The organism is Pseudomonas fragi (assembly GCF_025426255.1).
Lineage (GTDB): Bacteria > Pseudomonadota > Gammaproteobacteria > Pseudomonadales > Pseudomonadaceae > Aquipseudomonas > Aquipseudomonas kulmbachensis.
The window spans coordinates 4,853,699-4,871,918 of sequence record NZ_CP104861.1 but is presented as its reverse complement, the minus strand read 5'-3'; the positions used below and the strand labels follow the sequence as shown (position 1 = coordinate 4,871,918).

Annotated in this window: 11 protein-coding genes; 9 read left to right on the top strand and 2 right to left on the bottom strand. The window is 57.9% G+C overall.

Going from position 1 to position 18,220, the window contains the following annotated elements:
- Positions 1–107: 107 nt before the first annotated feature.
- Positions 108–4,376 carry a membrane-targeted effector domain-containing toxin gene (locus N7D90_RS22385; protein ID WP_261740014.1) on the bottom strand — a complete coding sequence of 1,423 codons (4,269 nt, stop codon included), beginning with the start codon at positions 4,374–4,376 and terminating at the stop codon, positions 108–110.
- A 281-nt stretch (positions 4,377–4,657) separates the two neighbouring features.
- Here N7D90_RS22385 and N7D90_RS22380 point away from each other — a divergent pair, with 281 nt between their 5' ends.
- The 7 genes from N7D90_RS22380 (at position 4,658) to N7D90_RS22350 (ending at position 12,668) form a co-directional block, all read left to right on the top strand.
- Entirely contained in the window at positions 4,658–6,415 is a 1,758-nt protein-coding gene (locus N7D90_RS22380) for a carbamoyltransferase (protein ID WP_261740013.1), read from the top strand.
- Entirely contained in the window at positions 6,399–7,529 is a 1,131-nt protein-coding gene (locus tag N7D90_RS22375) for a glycosyltransferase (protein WP_261740012.1), read from the top strand. Before N7D90_RS22380 ends, N7D90_RS22375 begins: the two co-directional genes overlap by 17 nt.
- A complete protein-coding gene (locus tag N7D90_RS22370) occupies positions 7,529–8,425 on the top strand; it encodes an antimicrobial resistance protein Mig-14 (protein ID WP_261740011.1) in 897 nt (298 codons plus the stop codon). The genes N7D90_RS22375 and N7D90_RS22370 overlap by 1 nt, the downstream gene beginning before the upstream one ends.
- Before the next feature lie 123 nt (positions 8,426–8,548).
- Positions 8,549–10,003 carry a PIG-L deacetylase family protein gene (locus N7D90_RS22365; protein WP_261740010.1) on the top strand — a complete coding sequence of 485 codons (1,455 nt, stop codon included), beginning with the start codon at positions 8,549–8,551 and terminating at the stop codon, positions 10,001–10,003.
- The gene (locus tag N7D90_RS22360; RefSeq protein WP_261740009.1) at positions 10,000–11,151 is read left to right on the top strand and encodes a glycosyltransferase; all 1,152 of its coding nucleotides are present in this window, start codon (positions 10,000–10,002) and stop codon (positions 11,149–11,151) included. The genes N7D90_RS22365 and N7D90_RS22360 overlap by 4 nt, the downstream gene beginning before the upstream one ends.
- On the top strand, positions 11,148–12,032 hold the full coding sequence (locus N7D90_RS22355) for a glycosyltransferase (RefSeq protein WP_261740008.1): 885 nt from the start codon (positions 11,148–11,150) through the stop codon (positions 12,030–12,032). The genes N7D90_RS22360 and N7D90_RS22355 overlap by 4 nt, the downstream gene beginning before the upstream one ends.
- Positions 12,033–12,047: 15 nt before the next feature.
- Positions 12,048–12,668, top strand: a complete 621-nt coding sequence (locus N7D90_RS22350) for a CatB-related O-acetyltransferase (RefSeq protein ID WP_261740007.1) — start codon at positions 12,048–12,050, stop codon at positions 12,666–12,668.
- Between the two features lie 45 nt (positions 12,669–12,713).
- Here N7D90_RS22350 and N7D90_RS22345 read toward each other — a convergent pair whose 3' ends face one another.
- Positions 12,714–14,576, bottom strand: a complete 1,863-nt coding sequence (locus N7D90_RS22345; RefSeq protein WP_261740006.1) for a bifunctional O-antigen ligase/aminoglycoside phosphotransferase family protein — start codon at positions 14,574–14,576, stop codon at positions 12,714–12,716.
- A 157-nt stretch (positions 14,577–14,733) separates the two neighbouring features.
- On the opposite strand from N7D90_RS22345, the gene msbA reads away from it, so the two are divergent.
- Positions 14,734–16,542: a lipid A export permease/ATP-binding protein MsbA gene (gene msbA / locus N7D90_RS22340; RefSeq protein ID WP_261740005.1), complete on the top strand. Its 1,809-nt coding sequence runs from the start codon at positions 14,734–14,736 to the stop codon at positions 16,540–16,542.
- A 222-nt stretch (positions 16,543–16,764) separates the two neighbouring features.
- Positions 16,765–18,186, top strand: a complete 1,422-nt coding sequence (gene hldE, locus N7D90_RS22335) for a bifunctional D-glycero-beta-D-manno-heptose-7-phosphate kinase/D-glycero-beta-D-manno-heptose 1-phosphate adenylyltransferase HldE (RefSeq protein ID WP_261740004.1) — start codon at positions 16,765–16,767, stop codon at positions 18,184–18,186.
- Positions 18,187–18,220 lie beyond the last annotated feature (34 nt).

The following is an 18,220-nucleotide window of genomic DNA, read 5'->3' as shown; positions in this document are numbered from 1 at the left end:
TATATATGTGTTGTCTTGCTCTCGACTAATCAGTGCGGGCGGTTGAAGTAAACGCTTGCCTCACGGCAGGCCGTTACCGGCCCGCGCATAAGCAACGGACACCTTGGTTAGCGTGCAGGTTGCAGACCCAGTTTTTTCAGGTCTGCAATCAGGAACTCAAGGTAGTCATAGCGTTTGAGATGAATATCGGTCCAATCGGGACGATCGATAAACACTTTGCCTTCGTCGACTTGCAAGCGTGTGCGAGCAATTTGTCGACTATTGGCACGATGGATCAGATAGGGGCCTTCCACTGGGACATTTTGCAGCAGGTACATGCCCGGCTGGCTGAGTTTTATGTCGATCTGTGCCGCAGTCCGGGTGTGCGGTCGTAGCGGTGTACCGGGTATCTCCACTTCCAGCCAGTAGTCGGCTTTCAATAAAATGTGCCCTGGATGCCATACCGTCGGAGGCACGATCACAGCGAGATCCTGAAGTAGGCCGAGGCCATGGCCGGGAGTGGCATCGGAGAGAGATATACCTATCGCACCTTCCAGCTCGGCGAGCCCTGGCACACCTTGATACGTATTGATGTGGCTATTACCGGTAAGGGCTATCCATTTTTGATGGGGGTTTTGTGCCAAATGTCCGCGGATTACCTGCGTGGCGAAGTAGTTGAACATTTCAGTGCGATTGACATCGGGGTAGCGAGTACGCATCCCGTTGACATGATAACTGGCCACGCAGTCCAGGGCCTTGATCGGAATGCGATGGTGGATAGCTTCGCGGACCAATCGGCTATAGGTGTACTCACTCAAAGGGTTGATTTGGTGCCCGGCATCCTGGGCTTTGAGAAAGACGTCCAGCTCCGATGGCATTTTTTGCGTAGTAAAGAAGTCATCCAGCATGCCCTGATGCACATCCGTTTGCAGATGTTCGAGGAAGATCACCCCCACGTCGTTGTTTTTGATTGCATCCATCTGGGTGATCAGGATTTTTTTGGCCGAGAGCTGGGAGTGGCTCTCACCTAGAATCACGCCTTGAGACTGTTCGTACAGCTCGTTGAACAGGTTCTCTGGCGAGATGTCCTGCGTTAGAAAAGGTCGTACGGCCCGCTGCCGGGGGGGAACTGCCTTGAGGAAGGCCTGGGCGTCCAACAGTAGTTTGACCCGCAGTGTTTTAAAGAAATGGCTGGATATCTGAAGGTTGGGGTGGGGGGAGACATAGTCGGTCTGCAGTAGCTTGTCGTTGCCAACAACGAGCTCCCTGACAATGGCTTGGTGCTCTGCAGGCAGATCGTAAGCGCTGTATGGAACCTCTGGTGAGCTCACAGGCAGCTCGGCGCGGCTGCGCACCAAGGGTTCCCAGCGCTTTGTGGTGCTGGATATACGATGTTTTATCTCCCAGTGCCCCACTATGCGTCGCACTTTGTAACGGAGATTGGCGCTGCTGGAGCCTGCTGGTATTTGCAGGTACAAATCGCGACCCAACCAACCGCTGTAGACCTCGAAAACCAGGCCACTTTGTTCGATATAACTAAGGTTACCCACCCGGTACACGCCTTTGGTATCAGGTGTTTTGCCCGCCAGGTTGACGTCCGTGATTACTGCGCTGTCTATTGCGCGTTGGATACCGCTCTTCTGACTGAACAGGTGCGGTGCAGGATCAATGTCCCATCTGCCTGCCGAAAGCTCGTGCACGGGCACGCGGTACTGCGCATCGGGCTGTCTTTCGTCAATGACCCGCCAGGTTTCGTCCAGGCTGTCGTAATGGCTGCGATACACATTGCCTGTCCTGTCCTGAACGTATTGGGCTGGCGCAGTGCCTTCAGCCGAGACTGTCTCATACACACCGGCACCGTATTCCTCGCCAGTGCGCAGCCTCAGCCCGGTAAGGACGGGGGAGCTCGCCCCAGCAGTGTTGAGCCTGGGAACAGGTTGTTTGATTCGTGCGCGGATGGAGCGACTAAAGACCGAGGAGCCGGCAAAGTCCGAGGCGCCATCGGTCAGATGACTGATTGACCCCATAAAATGCAGAAGGGCTTCTGATTCTTCGTCCCGTTGCAGGGCGTCATAGCCTAGCGCCAACTGGTAGAAAAACCGCGCGGCGACAATCGGCAGCAGTATCCGGGTGGGCAGGGCAAACGATATGACATCAATCGCCGTCAGTACCGCCTCTTTGGCAGTATTGAGGTTGCTTTCATAGGTTGAGGTCGATTGCTCGTCCGCCTCCCTGAGCGCATGCAAGGCTTCAGTGTCATAAGACGCTTCGAAAGCGTGGTGATTGATGATTCGCAACTGAGTGTTGCTTGTGTCCAGCCCTTCTCTGAACAACGGCTTGATGTAGGCCTGCTGTGCGGAGGTCACCCGGCTCAGGAGGTAGTTGTGAAATAGCGGCAGCGACAGGATGCGAGCCAGATCACGGTGCGAACTGGCTACCACAAACCAGGTGTTTTCTGGTGCATCGGGCAGATAACAAAGCAATTGTGTTGAACCGGTGCAACTGAACACCAACAATCCCGGCAGTGTCTTGTAACGCAATACCAGCCAGAGTGGTTTGATCTGGGCCCCCTTGACCAATGGACGGTTTTTATCAACCGGGTGATCCAATACGGCTTGAACCCAGGCGGCATGATCTTCAGTCAGAATGCCCGACAGCAGCGCTTCAATCAGATCCAGATTGAGCTGTGCGGCCTTGAGTGCGGCATACCGCTCTTTGCGCCAACGGGCCTGGGGTGAATTCACGAGCAAATACATGAGCCTGGCTTTGTAGTTTTCGCCCACATCCAGTTGGCGCACCAGTGCCTTGATGTAGCTGTGAGTCAGGACGGTGTGGGGTTTGCCTTGGGCGTCGGTGATACGTGCGGTCAGGGCAAATGTGACATCCCATATCCCGACGTTGGCGAGCGCCAGTTCGCTCAGGCTGTGTCTTGTCGTGTGATAGCTGATGGTTGGCCCGGTGCGGCCGATACTCGCCCCCGCGGGGAAACCGGAACCGCTGACAGGGTTGATCACGGCGCCTGTCTGCAGGGCTTCGGTGGTGGAGATAAAAATGTTGTCGGGGTCGACTTCAATTCCGTGGTCAGCTTTGATTTGTTGTTTGAGTTGCAAACGCGCATAGCCCAACAGGGTGCTTTTTTTCCCACTTTGCGCGATGGGGAAGACCTCTGTGGTTTCGCAAGCCAGCCGCTCATGACTTAGCCTTTCAACGGCCAGGCGCCATAGGTTTTTGTTTGCCTCGCTGGCGGTTTTAAGCCAGACCGGGAGCCGAGTTTCATGCAGCCGCGTATGGCGAGCCTGCAAGATGCTTGCGGGTTTTAACAGCATGCTTGAGTTCAGCGACTGATCCATCAGGTTGTTCAGTTGCTCAAGGGTGACGTTCTCTTTGCGCGTGCGGGCCATTGACCAGGCATGGCGCATGTCGCGTTTTTGCTTGTCGATCAGTTGTTCAACGTAGAACGTCTGGGGGGGCTTGTCCCGTACCGGGCGGTAATCCACATGTTGGTGGGCAAGGGCGCGGTCACGATCCTGGGCCAGAACGCAATTGAGTAATGTCTCGCGTTGGTAGGTGTCCTTGAGTCGCTCGCCCAGCTCCTGGGTCAGCGCTGTAAGCGTGGTGAAGGTTTCCAGGCCTTGACTGGGGGTGAAGAGCACCACCGTGCGCGGTATTTCGTCTTGCACCACGCGCAGTTGCGAGTTATCGGTCACCACGGTGGGCAGGTTTTTCGTGGTTATTACGAAAACGCCGTGCAGCGGCACAGCACTTTGAGCCGGCTGGCCATTGAGCCATAGCGAATAGAAGGCGAAGTCGGCCCGGGCGGGCGGCCTGGAGGGTGAATGGAACATCTGGTAGACGGCATCCAGGCTGGCAGTGTCGAAGGTTTTGTCTGCATGGCGCACAGTCGCTTCTGCCCGGATCAGGTCGAAAACATAACCGGACAACCAGTCTTTCGGAGTGAGTGACTTGATCTCCTGGCGTGGTGTTTGCCAAAAGTCGTTCAGTCCATCCTGCACGCACTGCTCGAGGTCGTAGGTGACAAAGGCGAGGAATTTTGTGAGCTGTTCAGCGGTTATTGCAGTGACCCGATCCTGTTCATCGAGGGTGTGCGCGTAGCTGTAGATCTTCGTGGTGTGCTGATCGAGGGTCGGCACTTGCTGATCGAGGTAGCACTGATCGATAAGCATGCTGATGGATTTACTGATGATGACGGGCGATTGCCCCGGTTCTGACGGTCCTGCTTGATTGATGAAAAGCCAGTTGGTACAGGCATCTTGCGCAAGTAATGGGCAGTAGCGCCGCAGGCTTTTCTCCATGGCGATTTCAAGGTCGGGAAAGCTTTGCCGCAGAGTGGACAGTTCTTTGTCGGCTTGTGTGAGCAGTGCCAGGTTGTCAGGCATGGTTTTATCCTGTGGTTTGGTGAGCGCAAAAAACACGCAAAAACTTCGTCACAGGTAATCGCAAAGCGATGGGTGGCTGGGCTTATATATATGTTGCCCTCGTGTGAAGTAGCGGCACCAGGCACCCATAAGCCCCGCTGGCAGGGCGTGGCAAATAGCGCTGGGTCATTCGTTCGCGCTTTACGCTATAATCCCGCCCTTTAGTTGTTCCTCGCGTTGCGGGGGGCACACCATTTTTTCAGGCGCCCGCCGCCTGCCTGCATTCAAAAGAGGCCCAACCTGTGGCATTGACGATTCTTGGCCTGTCCGGCGCCCTTAGCCATGATCCCTCAGCAGCCCTCTATATCGACGGCAAGCTGGTAGCGGCGGCTGAAGAAGAGCGCTTCGTACGCGATAAGCATGCAAAGAACCGCATGCCCTACGAGTCCGCAAAATTCTGCCTTGAGCAAGCGGGTATCAAACCTTCCGACGTTGACGTTGTGGCGATCCCTTTCGCCCCGATCAGCTTGTTCGGCAAGGCCCGCTGGCACTACGCCAAGCGCTACTGGTATGCCCCGGATCGCGCCCTTGACGCGATCCTGATGGGCAACCGTCGCTACAAGCGCTATCGCAACAAGATTGTGTTCTGCCTTGAGCAACTGGGCTTTGATCCGAAGAAAATCAAGATCGAACCGGTTGAGCACCACTTGGCTCACGCTTCCAGCGCTTACCACTGCTCGGGTTTCAAAGAGAAAACCGCGATCCTGGGTATCGACGGCAAGGGTGAGTACGCCACGACCTTCTTCGGCTATGGCGAAAATGGCAAGATCACCAAGATCAAGGAATTCTTCGACCCGGATTCCCTGGGCGGTCTGTACGGCGCGATCACCGAGTTCCTCGGTTTCGAGATGCTGGACGGCGAGTTCAAGGTGATGGGCATGGCACCATACGGCGACGCGAGCAAATACGATTTTTCGCGTTTGGCTTCGTTTGAAAACGGCGAACTGGTGATCAACACCGAGTACGCCAATGTCATCGGCCTGCGTCGTTACAAAGAAAAGGGCAAGGGGTTCTACTTCTCGCCAAAACTGATCGAGTGGCTGGGGCCAAAGCGCGAAGGCGATATCGCCGACGAGCCGTACATCCACTACGCGGCCAGCATGCAGGCGCTGTTTGAAAAACTGTCGCTGCAGATGATCGATCACTACCTGGGCGACATTCTTAAAGAGACCGGCAAGATGGCCTTTGCGGGCGGCTGCGCGTTGAACGTGAAGCTGAACCAAAAGATCATCGCCCGTCCTGAAGTCAAAGAGCTGTTTGTACAGCCTGCATCCGGCGATGCCGGTACTGCAGTGGGTGCGGCGGCTTATGTGTCTCACGCTCGCGGCGTGCCGGTCGAGAAGATGGAACACGTCTACCTCGGCCCTGCGTACAGCAACGAAGATGTGATTGCGGCCTGTGCCCGTCACCCGGGCAAGCCTGCGTATCGCAAGATCGAGGGCACCCCGGAGAAGATCGCGAAGATCATGGTCGACGGCAATCCGGTGGCCTGGTTCCAGGGCCGTATGGAGTTCGGTCCGCGTGCACTGGGTGGTCGTTCGATCATTGGTTGCCCGAGCAGCGAAGGCGTGGCTGACCGCATCAACGAACAAATCAAGTTCCGTGAGCGCTGGAGGCCTTTCTGCCCGTCGATGCTCGACACCGTTGGCCCGCAGATGATCAAGGTCGATCATCCGGCACCGTTCATGACCTTCACCTTTGAAGTGTCGGACGAGTGGAAATCCCGCGTGCCAGAGGTTGTCCATGAAGATGGCACCTCCCGCGCCCAGGTGCTCAAGCGCGAATACAACCCGCGTTACTACGACATGATGAAAGCGCTGGAAGTGCTGACCGGCAACGGCGTGTCGCTGAACACCTCGCTCAACCGCCGTGGCGAACCGATGGTTTGCTCGCCGACCGACGCGCTGAACATGTTCTTCGGTTCCGATCTGCAGTACCTGATCATGGAAGATATTTTGGTAGTTAAAGACGGCGCCGAGACTTATGAATCGCTCGACTGAGCGTCATGTGCTGCAGTTCTGCCACGGCTATGACGGGCCGTTTCTGGACTGCGCGCGCCAGTACGCCAGCCTGTTTGCCGGCACCGGGTACAAGGTCACCACGGTCTTTTTGACCGGGGCGGCCGACCCGCAAGTGGCCGCAGGCTGTGCGTCTGATGAAGTGCTGTTCATGGAGTTCAGCTCCAAGGCCATTCGCGGCCTCAAGCTGGGCGCCATCCGCGAGCTGCGCAAGATCGCCGCTTCGCGCAATTTCATTTTTTGCATCGCCCACCGCTTCAAGCCGATTTATGTCGCCTTGTTGGCCACCGGCTTGCCGGTGATCGGCGTGCATCACGCGTTTGGCGACTATCAGCGTCGCAGTCGCAAGCTGTTTGCCCACCTGTTTCGCAAGCGCCTGAGCCTGCTCGGTGTCTCGGACGCGGTGCGTGACGACATGCGCAAGTGCCTGCCCAAGTGGCCAACGGGTCGCATCAGCACGCTCTACAACCGCATCGATATCAATACCGTGCAAGCCGAGCAATTGTCTGGCACTCCGGCGCGTGAAGCGCTTGGGCTGTCGGTCGATGGCTTTATTGTGGGTAATGTCGGGCGTCTGCATCCGGACAAGGACCAGGCCACGTTGATCCGTGGTTTCGCCAAGGCGCTGCCCAATCTGCCGACTGACAGTCAGTTGGTGATTATGGGCAAGGGCCGTTTGGAGCAAGACCTCAAAGAGCTGGCCAGAGAACTCGGGGTCAGCCCACAGGTGCTGTTTCTGGGCCAGGTGCCCGATGCGCGGCGTTATTTCCGGGCCTTTGATGTGTTTGCGTTGAGTTCCGATCACGAACCGTTCGGCATGGTACTGCTGGAAGCCATGGCGGCTGGCGTGCCGTTGCTGGCCACGGCCTGTGGCGGCGCCAAGGAAGTGGTCGAGGGCGTGGGGGTATTGTTCCCGCTGGACGATGCCGAGCATCTGGCCCAAGGCCTGCAACACTTGGCGCAACTCGATGACGAGCAGCGCCTGGCCTGCGCCGAACTGATGCTTGAACGCTTGCACGAGCGCTTCAGCGATCAGGCGGTACGCAATACATTCTGGCACTTGGCGCAAGTCACCGACCTGACTGCGGAGTCCTGATGCTCAATCGATTTCAAGGCTGGCGCGAGCGCGGCTGGAGCGTTGTGGATGCTGGCACCTATGCCGATGCCTGGCAGCGTTTTGGTGGCAGTGTTGCCACCCATCCGCTGGTGGTCGAGCGCTTGGCGCAGTTGGCTGGCATCCCGGTGCGCTATCTGGCCTGGGAGCAGGGCGGCGAGCTGAAAGCGGCAATCCCGACCTGGGGTCGCGACCTGGCCCTGTCCAAGGACGTGCTCAAGCGTCACGGCAAAAAAGGCCTGTTCGATCTGGGCAATGCTGAGCTGATCCTGCCTGCAGCGGCTGATGCGGCGGCGCCTTTGCGTCACCGTGGGCGTTATCTGTCGCAGCTCTGCGAAGGCCGGTTCAGTACCCTCAAGCCACAGGCCGAGCAGTTGGCCATGGCTCGCACGCCCGAAGAGCTGTCGAAGAAATTCCGCTATAACCAGCGCCGCGAACTGCGTTTGCTGGAAGAGGCGGGCGGCGTTGTGCGCCCGGTTTCGGAGTTTTCCAGCGTTGAACTGGCGAGTATCTATTGCGATTTGTTTCTGCGGCGCTGGGGTTTTGTCGCCACGGGAGCCGAACGTATGGCTGAGGTCATTGAGCTGTTGCGCGAGCTATTGATTGGCTCGGTGGTTTTCCTCAATGATGCGCCGATAGCCATTCAGCTGGTGTACCGCGCTGAGTCGCCAGAGTGGATCAGTGTCGAATACGTCAATGGTGGCGTCGATCCCCAAACCCGCGAATTCAGCCCTGGTAGCGTGTTGAGCTTTATCAATACCCAGGCTGCCTGGGAGCAGGCCCGTAGCGTCAACAAGCCTTTGCGCTTCTCGTTCGGCCGTGCCGATCGCGAGTACAAGGAGCGTTGGTGTAATCCGGTGCCGGTATTCAGGGTCTGAAACACAAATCTTGTGGGAGCGGGCTTGCTCGCGATGGTATCACTGCGATCTTTCATGCATAGCGCAGCGCCTGCATCGCGAGCAGGCTCGCTTCCACAGGAGCTTAATCACAAGAGCCGAACTATGAGCCAACCCGCCTCGCGCAAACAACAGCTCCTCAAGCGTCATCGGCGTAACAAGCGCATCAGCCTGCTGATCGGCCTGCTGGTGCTGATTGCCAGCGGTGTGCTGCTGGCCTGGTGGCTGCCGCCGGTACTGGCGGTGCTGGGCTGGGTGGCCCATGAAGCCTGGTTTGCCGACCATCTGTTCTATTCGCCCAAAGACGATTACCAGTACAACTTTGCGGCAGACAGCCAGCGCCCGCCCGTACGTCTTGTGGGCGAAAAACTGATTGTGGATCAGCCGCTGAGCCTGGCTGGCGACGAAACCCTGATCCTGGCGATCAAGGTTAAAAGTGGCTGGTTGGGGCGTTTTCTCGATCCGTACGTGCAGCTGTCGGACGGTGAGTCGGCTGACCGGCAGACCTTCGAGCGTGGGCTCAATGGCCTGCGCTACCTGAACTTGAGCGGTTTTGGGGCAGCCCTGGTCGACGGCAAACTGCATATTCGCGGGCGTTTTTGCCGCGTTATGGGCTCGCCGCAGTTGTGGGTGTTCAGCCAGCCCGACTACCGCAATCAGCGTGTGATGGTGATTGCGCCCCACGCCGACGATGCTGAACTGGCCGCTTTTGGGCTGTACAGCCAAGCCAGGGAAGCCTGGATTGTGACCCTGACCGCAGGCGAAATCGAAGCCGGGCATTATCAACAGATGGGCCTCGAGCGCGCCCAGGCGGCTCGTCTCAAGGGTCGTTTGCGTGCTTGGGACAGCATGGTCGTGCCGCGCTGGGCCGGTGTGCCGCAAGACCATTGCGCGCAGCTGGGGTACTTCTGCCTGCAGTTGCCTGCCATGCAGGCCGCGCCCGACCAGCCGATGGCTTCGCGAGAGGCTGACTTGAACGACATTCGCCTGTTTCGCCAGTTCAACCCGTTCCCGCTGCCCGGTGATCTGGACGGCGCGCCGACCTGGCTTAACTTGCTGGCTGATCTGCGGGCGTTGATTCTGCGCGCCCGCCCTGAAGTGATCGTGCTCCCGCACCCGTCAATCGACCCTCACCCGGATCATATCTGCGCGCACGCGGCAGTGATCGAAGCCCTCGAAGGCCTGGAGTGGCAACCGACCACCGTACTCGGTTACGCCAACCATCTGCATGACAACGACCGTTGGCCAATGGGCAATAGCGGCGATGGCATTGCGTTGCCGCCGGTGTTCGATGCCTCGCTCAGCCTGCGCCCTTGCAGCCTGGCGCTCAACCTTGAGCAGCAGCGCGACAAAGCGATGGCGTTGGGCATGATGCATGACTTGCAGCCCCGAGCTGTGCTCAAGCGTCGAGTGCGCCGTTCGATACAACAGCTCTTGGCAGGCAGAAAACCATCGCCTTATGGCGAAAATGAATTTTTTCGCAAAGCGGTTCGGCGTCATGAACTGTTTTGGGTATTGAAAGAACATGCTGCAAACGGACTTCATCGGGGAGAGTTATGAAGCGTTCCAAGGTTTTGCAATTACAGCCCGATTACAACGTCAAATCCCATGACTTTGCCGACCTTGCCGAGCAGATCGTGCGGGCGCTGCCCAGTGAACGTTACGAAGTGACGGCGGCATTCTTGCGTGGTCGTCCAGGCCCCGGCGAACCGGTGAGCAAGGCCGATCATTCGGTGTATTTCGAGTTTAGCGACAAGTCGCTCAAGGGCATGCGTCTGCGCGCCATGTGGGCGTTGTACAAGTTCTGCCGCAAAGAGCAGTTTGATGTGGTGATTTGCAACCGCTTCAAACCGGTAAACATGATGTTGCAGCTTAATCGTTGGCTGAAAATCCCGCTGTGCGTGGGTATCTCCCATGGATTTGGCGAATACGACCGCTTTTATCGGCGCAGTCAGGCCAAACGCCTGATCGACAAGGCCTGGCGCTTTGTCGGGGTATCACCTGCGGTCAAACAGTACCTGCTGGACTGCAAGTGCGGTTTCACTGAGCAAAATACTTTCGCCATCACCAATGCCATCGATATCGAGCAAGCCGAAGCCTTGCAGCTGCCACGCCAGCAGGCGCGTGAAAAGCTTGGTTTGGATCAGGATGCACGGATGATTGGCGCACTGGGTCGACTGGTGCCGATCAAGGGTCATCGCTTTTTGCTGCAAGCCTTCGCTGCGCTGAAAGACAAATACCCCAAGGCACAACTGGCAATTATTGGTGCTGGGCGTGAAGAGACGCGCTTGCGCGAGCAGATCGGGCAATTGGGTCTCAATGGCCGTGCGCATCTGCTGGGCTTTCAGGAGAACGCCCTGCAGTACGTTCGTGCTTTCGACATCTGGACCATGCCTTCGCTGGCTGAAGGTCTGGGGTTGGCACTGCTCGAAGGCATGAGCGGGCACTTGCCGGTGATTGCCAGCGATGTGCCGGCCATGCTGCCACTGATCGAGGGGGCCGGTGGGCTGGCCGTCAAGCCCAGCGATGTGGCAACGCTGACGGCCGCGCTGGATGAGTACCTGGCCTTGTCGGATGAAGCATTGCAGGCCAAGGGCGAGCAGGCATATCGCTACTTGCAGGAACACCACGATATTGAGGTGTTCCGTCAGGAGTATCTGGATTTGATCGACTCGGGCTTGAGTCAGGCACGCAAGGAGCATTCATGACCGACTCGCAACCTTTGGTGACGGTAATTATCGCCTCCTACAACCATGGCCCGTATATCGAGCAGAGCATTCAGAGTGTTCTGGATCAGACCTATCCCAATATCGAGTTGTTGGTGATTGATGACGGCTCGCCTGATGACAGCGTGGAGCGTATTCAACGTTTGCAGGCCGCGCATGGTTTTGATTTTCGGGTGCAGCAGAATCAGGGGCTGACCAATACGCTTAACGGCGCTATCGCCCGGGCCAAGGGCAGTCTGATCGTACCGTTCGGCTCCGATGACATCATGATGCCGGACCGCATAGCGGTTCAGGTTGCCTACATGGATGGCAAACCTGAAGTGGGCATTTGCGCGGGCAATATCGAGTTGATCGATGCTGATGGCAATCTGTTTCCGGAAAAGCGTCAGCGCCGTGATGTGCCGTTCCGGCGTCTGGATTTCGATGACATGTTCCTGGAGCGCAAGCCTTATCCGCCCGCACCTACCCTGATGATCCGCCGCGAAGCGCTGGACAAGGTGGGGGGGTTTGACCCGAGTATTCGCCTTGAAGACTTGTATATCGAGCTGAAAATTACCCATGCAGGGTACTTTATCGACGGCCTGAACGTGGTGATGGCGCGCTATCGCAAGCACGCCACCAATTCGTACAAGAATCATCGCTTCATGATCGATAGCATCTTGCGCATCTATGCTCAGTTCAGCGATCACCCGCTCTATGACGAGGTGCGCTACAAGTTCCTCAACTCCATGTTCCTGAAAACCTCCAACCGCAATCGCGCTCTGGCCCGTGAGCTGTTGGCGCAGATCCCGTTCAAGCACTGGACGGGTAAAACCTGGCGTGGCCTTGGGCGGTTGTATTTTTCGCCGTTGGAAAAAGACTAAGACGAGGGGCGCGCTGTGGGCTGGATTGAACGTTTTCGGGAGAAGCGCGCCAAGCGTGCGATCCGCAAATTACCGAAAATCGAGCGGGGAGTGGCCCGTTTCAAACAGTGCTATCCCGACTACGAGTTCGGCCGGGGCAGCTATGGCCTGCCCTTGGTACATGACTGGAAAGAAGGCTCAACCCTGCGCATCGGGGCGTTTTGCTCGATTGCCGAAGGGGTGAATATCTTTTTGGGCGGACACCATCGGGCCGACTGGGTTACGACCTATCCCTTCCCGGCCATGCTCAAGGCGGCGCAGCACATTACCGATTACAACGGCACCCGTGGCGATGTGGTGGTGGGCAGTGATGTGTGGCTGTGCTCCAACAGCACCGTGCTGTCGGGCGTCACCATCGGCCACGGCGCAGTTGTGGCGGCCGGTGCGCTGGTCACGCGTGATGTCGAGCCGTATGCGGTGGTGGGTGGTAACCCGGCAAGGTTTCTGCGCTGGAGGTTCCCGCAGGAGCAGCGTGAGGCCTTGTTGCTGGCAGCCTGGTGGGAATGGCCGCAAGCCGATATCGAGCAAGCGGTCGGCCAACTGTGCAGCGACAATATTGAAGGTTTTTTGGCTTACGCCGCCAAGCGTCAGGCCTGATCGCGGTCGGGGCAGGGAGCACCTGCAGGTGCTCCCTTTAATGTGTCAGACCGCAGCTTGCGCAGTACTCAATTGCTTGATCTGCTGGCTCAGGCTGTTAACGGCGACAGGGTCCGCGAGGCTGGCGTAACCGTCGAGCAGCGCTTGCAACTGCTCATCGAACAGCCAGCGACGGTCTTCCGGGTAACGCTGCATGTGGCGCAAGTTGCGCTGGCGCAATGCGATCCTCAGCGGTGACGGGTAGAGGTGCAGGTCGGCAATGTCGATCAGGGCAAACTCGCCGTCGTCCATCAGCAACACATTGCCCAAGTGCAGGGAGCGGAAGTAAACGCCCTTGTCGTGCAACACCGCGAGGAACTTGCCGAAGCGCTCCACCAGTGCATGGCGAACGGCCGGCGAACCCATCGATTGCATTACCTGACGCAGGGTCTGGCCCGGCAGCGGCTGGTACAGAACAGCCGTGCTGCCATCGCGCAATTGATACAGGTCGAGGATCTTCGGCGCGGGGATACCCATGCCCTGCAAGCGTTCGCTGTTGATGGCAAAACGTTCTGAGTACGGGTTGAAGCTGCCGGAGGTATAGCAGCGGCGCTGGCGGAACAGCTTGAGGAAGTTGCCGTTTTCCAGACGCAGGACTTTTGGCCCCAGGCCGTCTTCTTCAATGATCTGAGCATGCGCCTGAAGCGTGTTGAACGCCGCTGCAGAGAGGCTGCGTACAGGTCGGTCGCGCAGAATCCTGAGGCGCTGGTTGATGCTTAGTGCAGCGATCAAGGCCAGAGGGATCCACAGCAGATACCAGTGTTCCTTGGGCCTCGGCAGTATGCCGCCGCCTTCGGTCAGCCCGGCGCCAATGCCGTACACCAGCAATGCCGAAGCCAGGATGAACAACGGCTGCACGCGATGGCGCCAGCTGCTGTACAAGGCCCAGACCTGCATGAACAGCCAAGGCGTGAAGCCCAGAATGCCGGTGTAATACAACACGCCCAGGGCGAAGTTGTGAGGCTCGCTCAGCAAGAAGCCCGCCCCAGGGTCCAGGCTCAGGGTCGATTCGTAACCATGCCCGATCCAGGGCATCAGCTTGATTTGCTCCAGCACCAACTGCCACAGCTCAAAGCGGAACGAGCTGCCACGGCTCATGATCATTTCGGAGAACAGTGCCATCACCAGGATGCCGCCTGCGACCAGCATGCTCATCAGTGCGAGTGAGCGTCGGTTCCAGCAGACCAGGCTCAGCCAGATCATGGCCATGACCACGGCCACTAGCGGGGTTCTGGAGCCGGTTGCCAGTAGCGCAGCGAACATGATGGTAAAGGCAGGTACTGCGATAAGCAGGGTGTACGGGCGTTTGCAGGTCATGCTCAGCGTGAGCCAATAAATGCAAAAGAAGCCAAACGCGTGGGAGCTGAGCAGTGGGTTGTCGAATGCACCAGCGCCGATCATCCGGTCTTCCGGGGCGTAATGGCTGATGAACATGTACAGGTTATAAAGGGTAGCGATCAGGGCAATGATTGCAGCAGCAAAGAACACCGGCTGCAGGCTTTCACTGCGATATTTGGTCAGCAGCGTGCAGCCCCAAAACAGCATCAGCAAGTGCAGGGCCGGTTTGAGCGAGCCCATGACGTCTTCTTCGCCGTTGGTCCAGATCAAGGTGACCATCGCCCACGCGGCAAACAACATAAAGCCCAGGATGAGCGGTTCACGCAACATGTCCTTCAGCTCTTTGGGCCGCAAGATGATCGCGATCAGGGTCGGAATGCTGAACAAGGCGTAATACAGCTTGTGATGAATACTTCGCCCAGGTAGGAAATAAAGGTCGGATAAGAGTAATAAAAGGCCAACGGGGAGCAGCCATAGGCAAATGAAATCAAACACCCGCTGCTTTGAATAATTTAAGTAACTGAATTGCATGCTGAAAGGTTCATTCCAGGTTTTGGACGGCCATACTAGCGTACTGGCCCTGTGGTGTCGTTTTTACTGCCCCACGAAGGCGGGCTTCAAGCGTTAGGCAGTACACCAGAGAAGCTGTGATAAAGTCAGCTTCCTTTTTGACTAACCGCCGCGTGATATGACCGAATCCAGCCCCAGCACAAGCGAATCGAGCTTGAAGATATATCTGCGCCTGCTCAGCTATGTCCGGCCTTATGTCGGCCTTTTCCTGCTGAGTATCGTCGGGTTTCTTATTTTCGCTTCGACCCAGCCAATGCTTGGTTACATCCTCAAGTATTTTGTCGATGGCCTCTCCAACCCGGACGCAGTGCTGTTTCCCACTGTCCCTTATTTGCGTGACCTGCGCCTGTTACAAGTCGTGCCGATACTGATTGTATTGATCGCCGCCTGGCAGGGCCTGGGTTCTTTCCTGGGCAACTACTTCCTGGCCAAGGTCTCCCTGGGTCTGGTGCATGACTTGCGGGTGCAGTTGTTCAACAACCTGCTGGTACTGCCCAACCGCTATTTTGACAAGCACAACTCGGGCCATCTGATCTCCCGTATCACCTTTAACGTGACCATGGTCACCGGCGCTGCCACCGATGCGATCAAGGTCGTTATTCGTGAAGGCATGACGGTGGTGTTCCTGTTTGGTTCGTTGCTGTGGATGAACTGGCGCCTGACGCTGGTAATGGTCGCGATCCTACCGCTGATCGCGGTTATGGTGAGTACTGCCAGTAAAAAATTCCGCAAGCAAAGCAAGAAAATCCAGGTGGCGATGGGCGACGTGACGCACGTGGCCTCGGAAACCATCCAGGGCTATCGCGTTGTTCGCAGCTTTGGCGGTGAGGCTTACGAGCGTAAACGCTTCCTGCAGGCCAGCCAGAGCAACACCGACAAGCAACTGCGCATGACCCGCACTGGTGCGATTTATACGCCGATGTTGCAGTTGGTCATCTACGTCGCGATGGGCGTGCTGATGTTCCTGGTGCTCTACCTGCGCGGCGATGCTTCGCCGGGCGACATGATTGCCTACATCACCCTGGCCGGTTTGCTGCCCAAGCCGATTCGTCAGTTGTCCGAAGTCAGCTCGACAATCCAGAAGGGTGTGGCGGGCGCTGAAAGCATCTTCGAGCAACTGGACGAGAAGCCGGAAATCGACACCGGGACTATTGAGCGTGACCAGGTCAGTGGTCGTCTCGAAGTGCGTAACCTCAACTTCACCTACCCGGACACCGAGCGCCAGGTGCTCAAGGACGTGACGTTCACGGCCGAGCCAGGGCAAATGGTGGCACTGGTGGGGCGTTCCGGTAGCGGCAAGTCGACACTGGCGAACCTGATTCCGCGCTTCTATCACCACACTTCGGGCGAAATCCTGCTGGATGGTGTGGATATCGAGGACTACCGCCTGCTCAACCTGCGTCGTCATATCGCCCAGGTGACGCAGCATGTGACCCTGTTCAGCGACACCGTGGCCAACAACATTGCCTACGGCGACCTGGCGGGCGCCCCGCGTGCCGACATCGAGAAAGCCGCGCGTGATGCCTACGCGATGGACTTTATCGAGCAATTGCCACAAGGCCTGGACACTCAGGTCGGCGAGAACGGCGTACTGCTTTCCGGCGGTCAGCGCCAGCGTCTGGCCATTGCCCGTGCATTGCTCAAGAACGCACCGTTGCTGATTCTCGATGAAGCGACCTCGGCGCTGGATACCGAGTCTGAGCGTCACATCCAGGCGGCACTCGACCACGTCATGAAAGGTCGCACCACACTGGTGATCGCGCACCGTCTGACCACCATCGAGAAAGCCGATCTGATCCTGGTGATGGATCAGGGCCAGATTGTCGAGCGCGGCACCCATGCCGAGCTGATGGCGCACAACGGTTACTACGCGCGCCTGCACTCGATGGGCCTTGATGCCCCGCAAACCTCTGGCGATATCGCCTAGCAGGTGCCGTTGCCGCAATCCATTTGCAGTCGCTGGCGCAGGCTGCGATGGATTGCGCATCGATCCTGACCTGGAGCCTGCGGCCCGTCGCAGTCTTTGGCAGCGGCTACAGATAACTTTCGCTTTGCCTGATTCTCATTCGCTGCGATTAATACCGTGAACTGACCAGCGTTCACCCTGTGTTAATATCGCGCCCCTGTTCATTTTGTATGTGGGTTCTCCATGAAGTTGTCCATGCCGCGATTCGATCAAGCCCCTGTCTTGGTGGTAGGCGATGTCATGCTCGACCGTTATTGGCATGGCGGGACCTCACGGATTTCCCCTGAGGCGCCGGTGCCGGTGGTCAAGGTCGAGCAAATCGAAGACCGTCCAGGCGGCGCTGCCAACGTTGCGCTTAACATTGCTGCTCTCGGTGCGCCTGCTTCTTTGGTGGGTGTGACCGGTGACGACGAAGCTGCCGACAGCCTGGCTAACAGCCTCAAGGGCGCGGGCGTTCATGCACTGTTCCAGCGCATTGCGCACCAGCCGACCATCGTCAAACTGCGGGTCATGAGCCGTCACCAGCAACTGCTGCGTATCGACTTCGAAGAACCGTTCGCCACCGACGCTCTGGCGTTGGGTGCTGAAGTTGAAAACCTGCTTGAAGGCGTCAAGGTGCTGGTGTTGTCCGACTACGGCAAAGGCGCCCTGAAAAACCATCAGGTGCTGATCCAGGCCGCACGTGCCAAAGGCATTCCGGTGCTGGCCGATCCCAAGGGCAAGGATTTTTCGATCTACCGTGGCGCAAGCCTGATCACGCCAAATCTCAGTGAGTTCGAAGCCATTGTCGGTGGCTGCACGGACGAGGCCGATCTGGTAGCCAAAGGTGCCAAGCTGATGTCCGACCTGGACCTTGGAGCCTTGCTGGTTACCCGTGGCGAGCATGGCATGACCCTGTTGCGTCCGGGCTTTGCGGCCATGCACTTGCCGGCCCGGGCCCGTGAAGTGTTTGACGTTACCGGGGCTGGCGATACCGTTATTTCGACCTTGGCCGCGGCCATCGCAGCCGGTGAAGAACTGCCGCACGCCGTGGCGCTGGCTAATCTGGCGGCCGGTATTGTGGTTGGCAAGCTGGGTACGGCGGCCATCAGCGCGCCGGAACTGCGCCGGGCGATTCAACGCTCGGAAGGTTCGGAACGCGGTGTTCTGAGCCTCGACCAGCTGTTGCTGGCCATCGAGGATGCGCGGGCGCACAACGAGAAAATCGTCTTCACCAATGGTTGCTTCGACATCTTGCATGCCGGGCATGTGACCTATCTGGAGCAAGCGCGGGCCCAGGGCGATCGTCTGATCGTTGCGGTCAACGATGATGCTTCAGTGAGCCGTCTGAAAGGCCCTGGGCGCCCGATCAACAGTGTTGATCGGCGCATGGCGGTACTGGCAGGTTTGGGCGCGGTGGACTGGGTTATCAGCTTCCCCGAGGCTACCCCGGAAAACCTGCTGGCCCAGGTCAAGCCTGATGTGTTGGTCAAGGGCGGTGATTACGGGATCGACCAGGTAGTCGGCGCCGATATCGTGGCGGCTTATGGCGGCACGGTGAAAGTGCTGGGGCTGGTTGAAAACAGCTCGACCACGGCGATTGTCGAGAAAATCCGCGGTCAGTGAATGCAGCCCTTACCCTCACCCTCTCCCGGAGGGA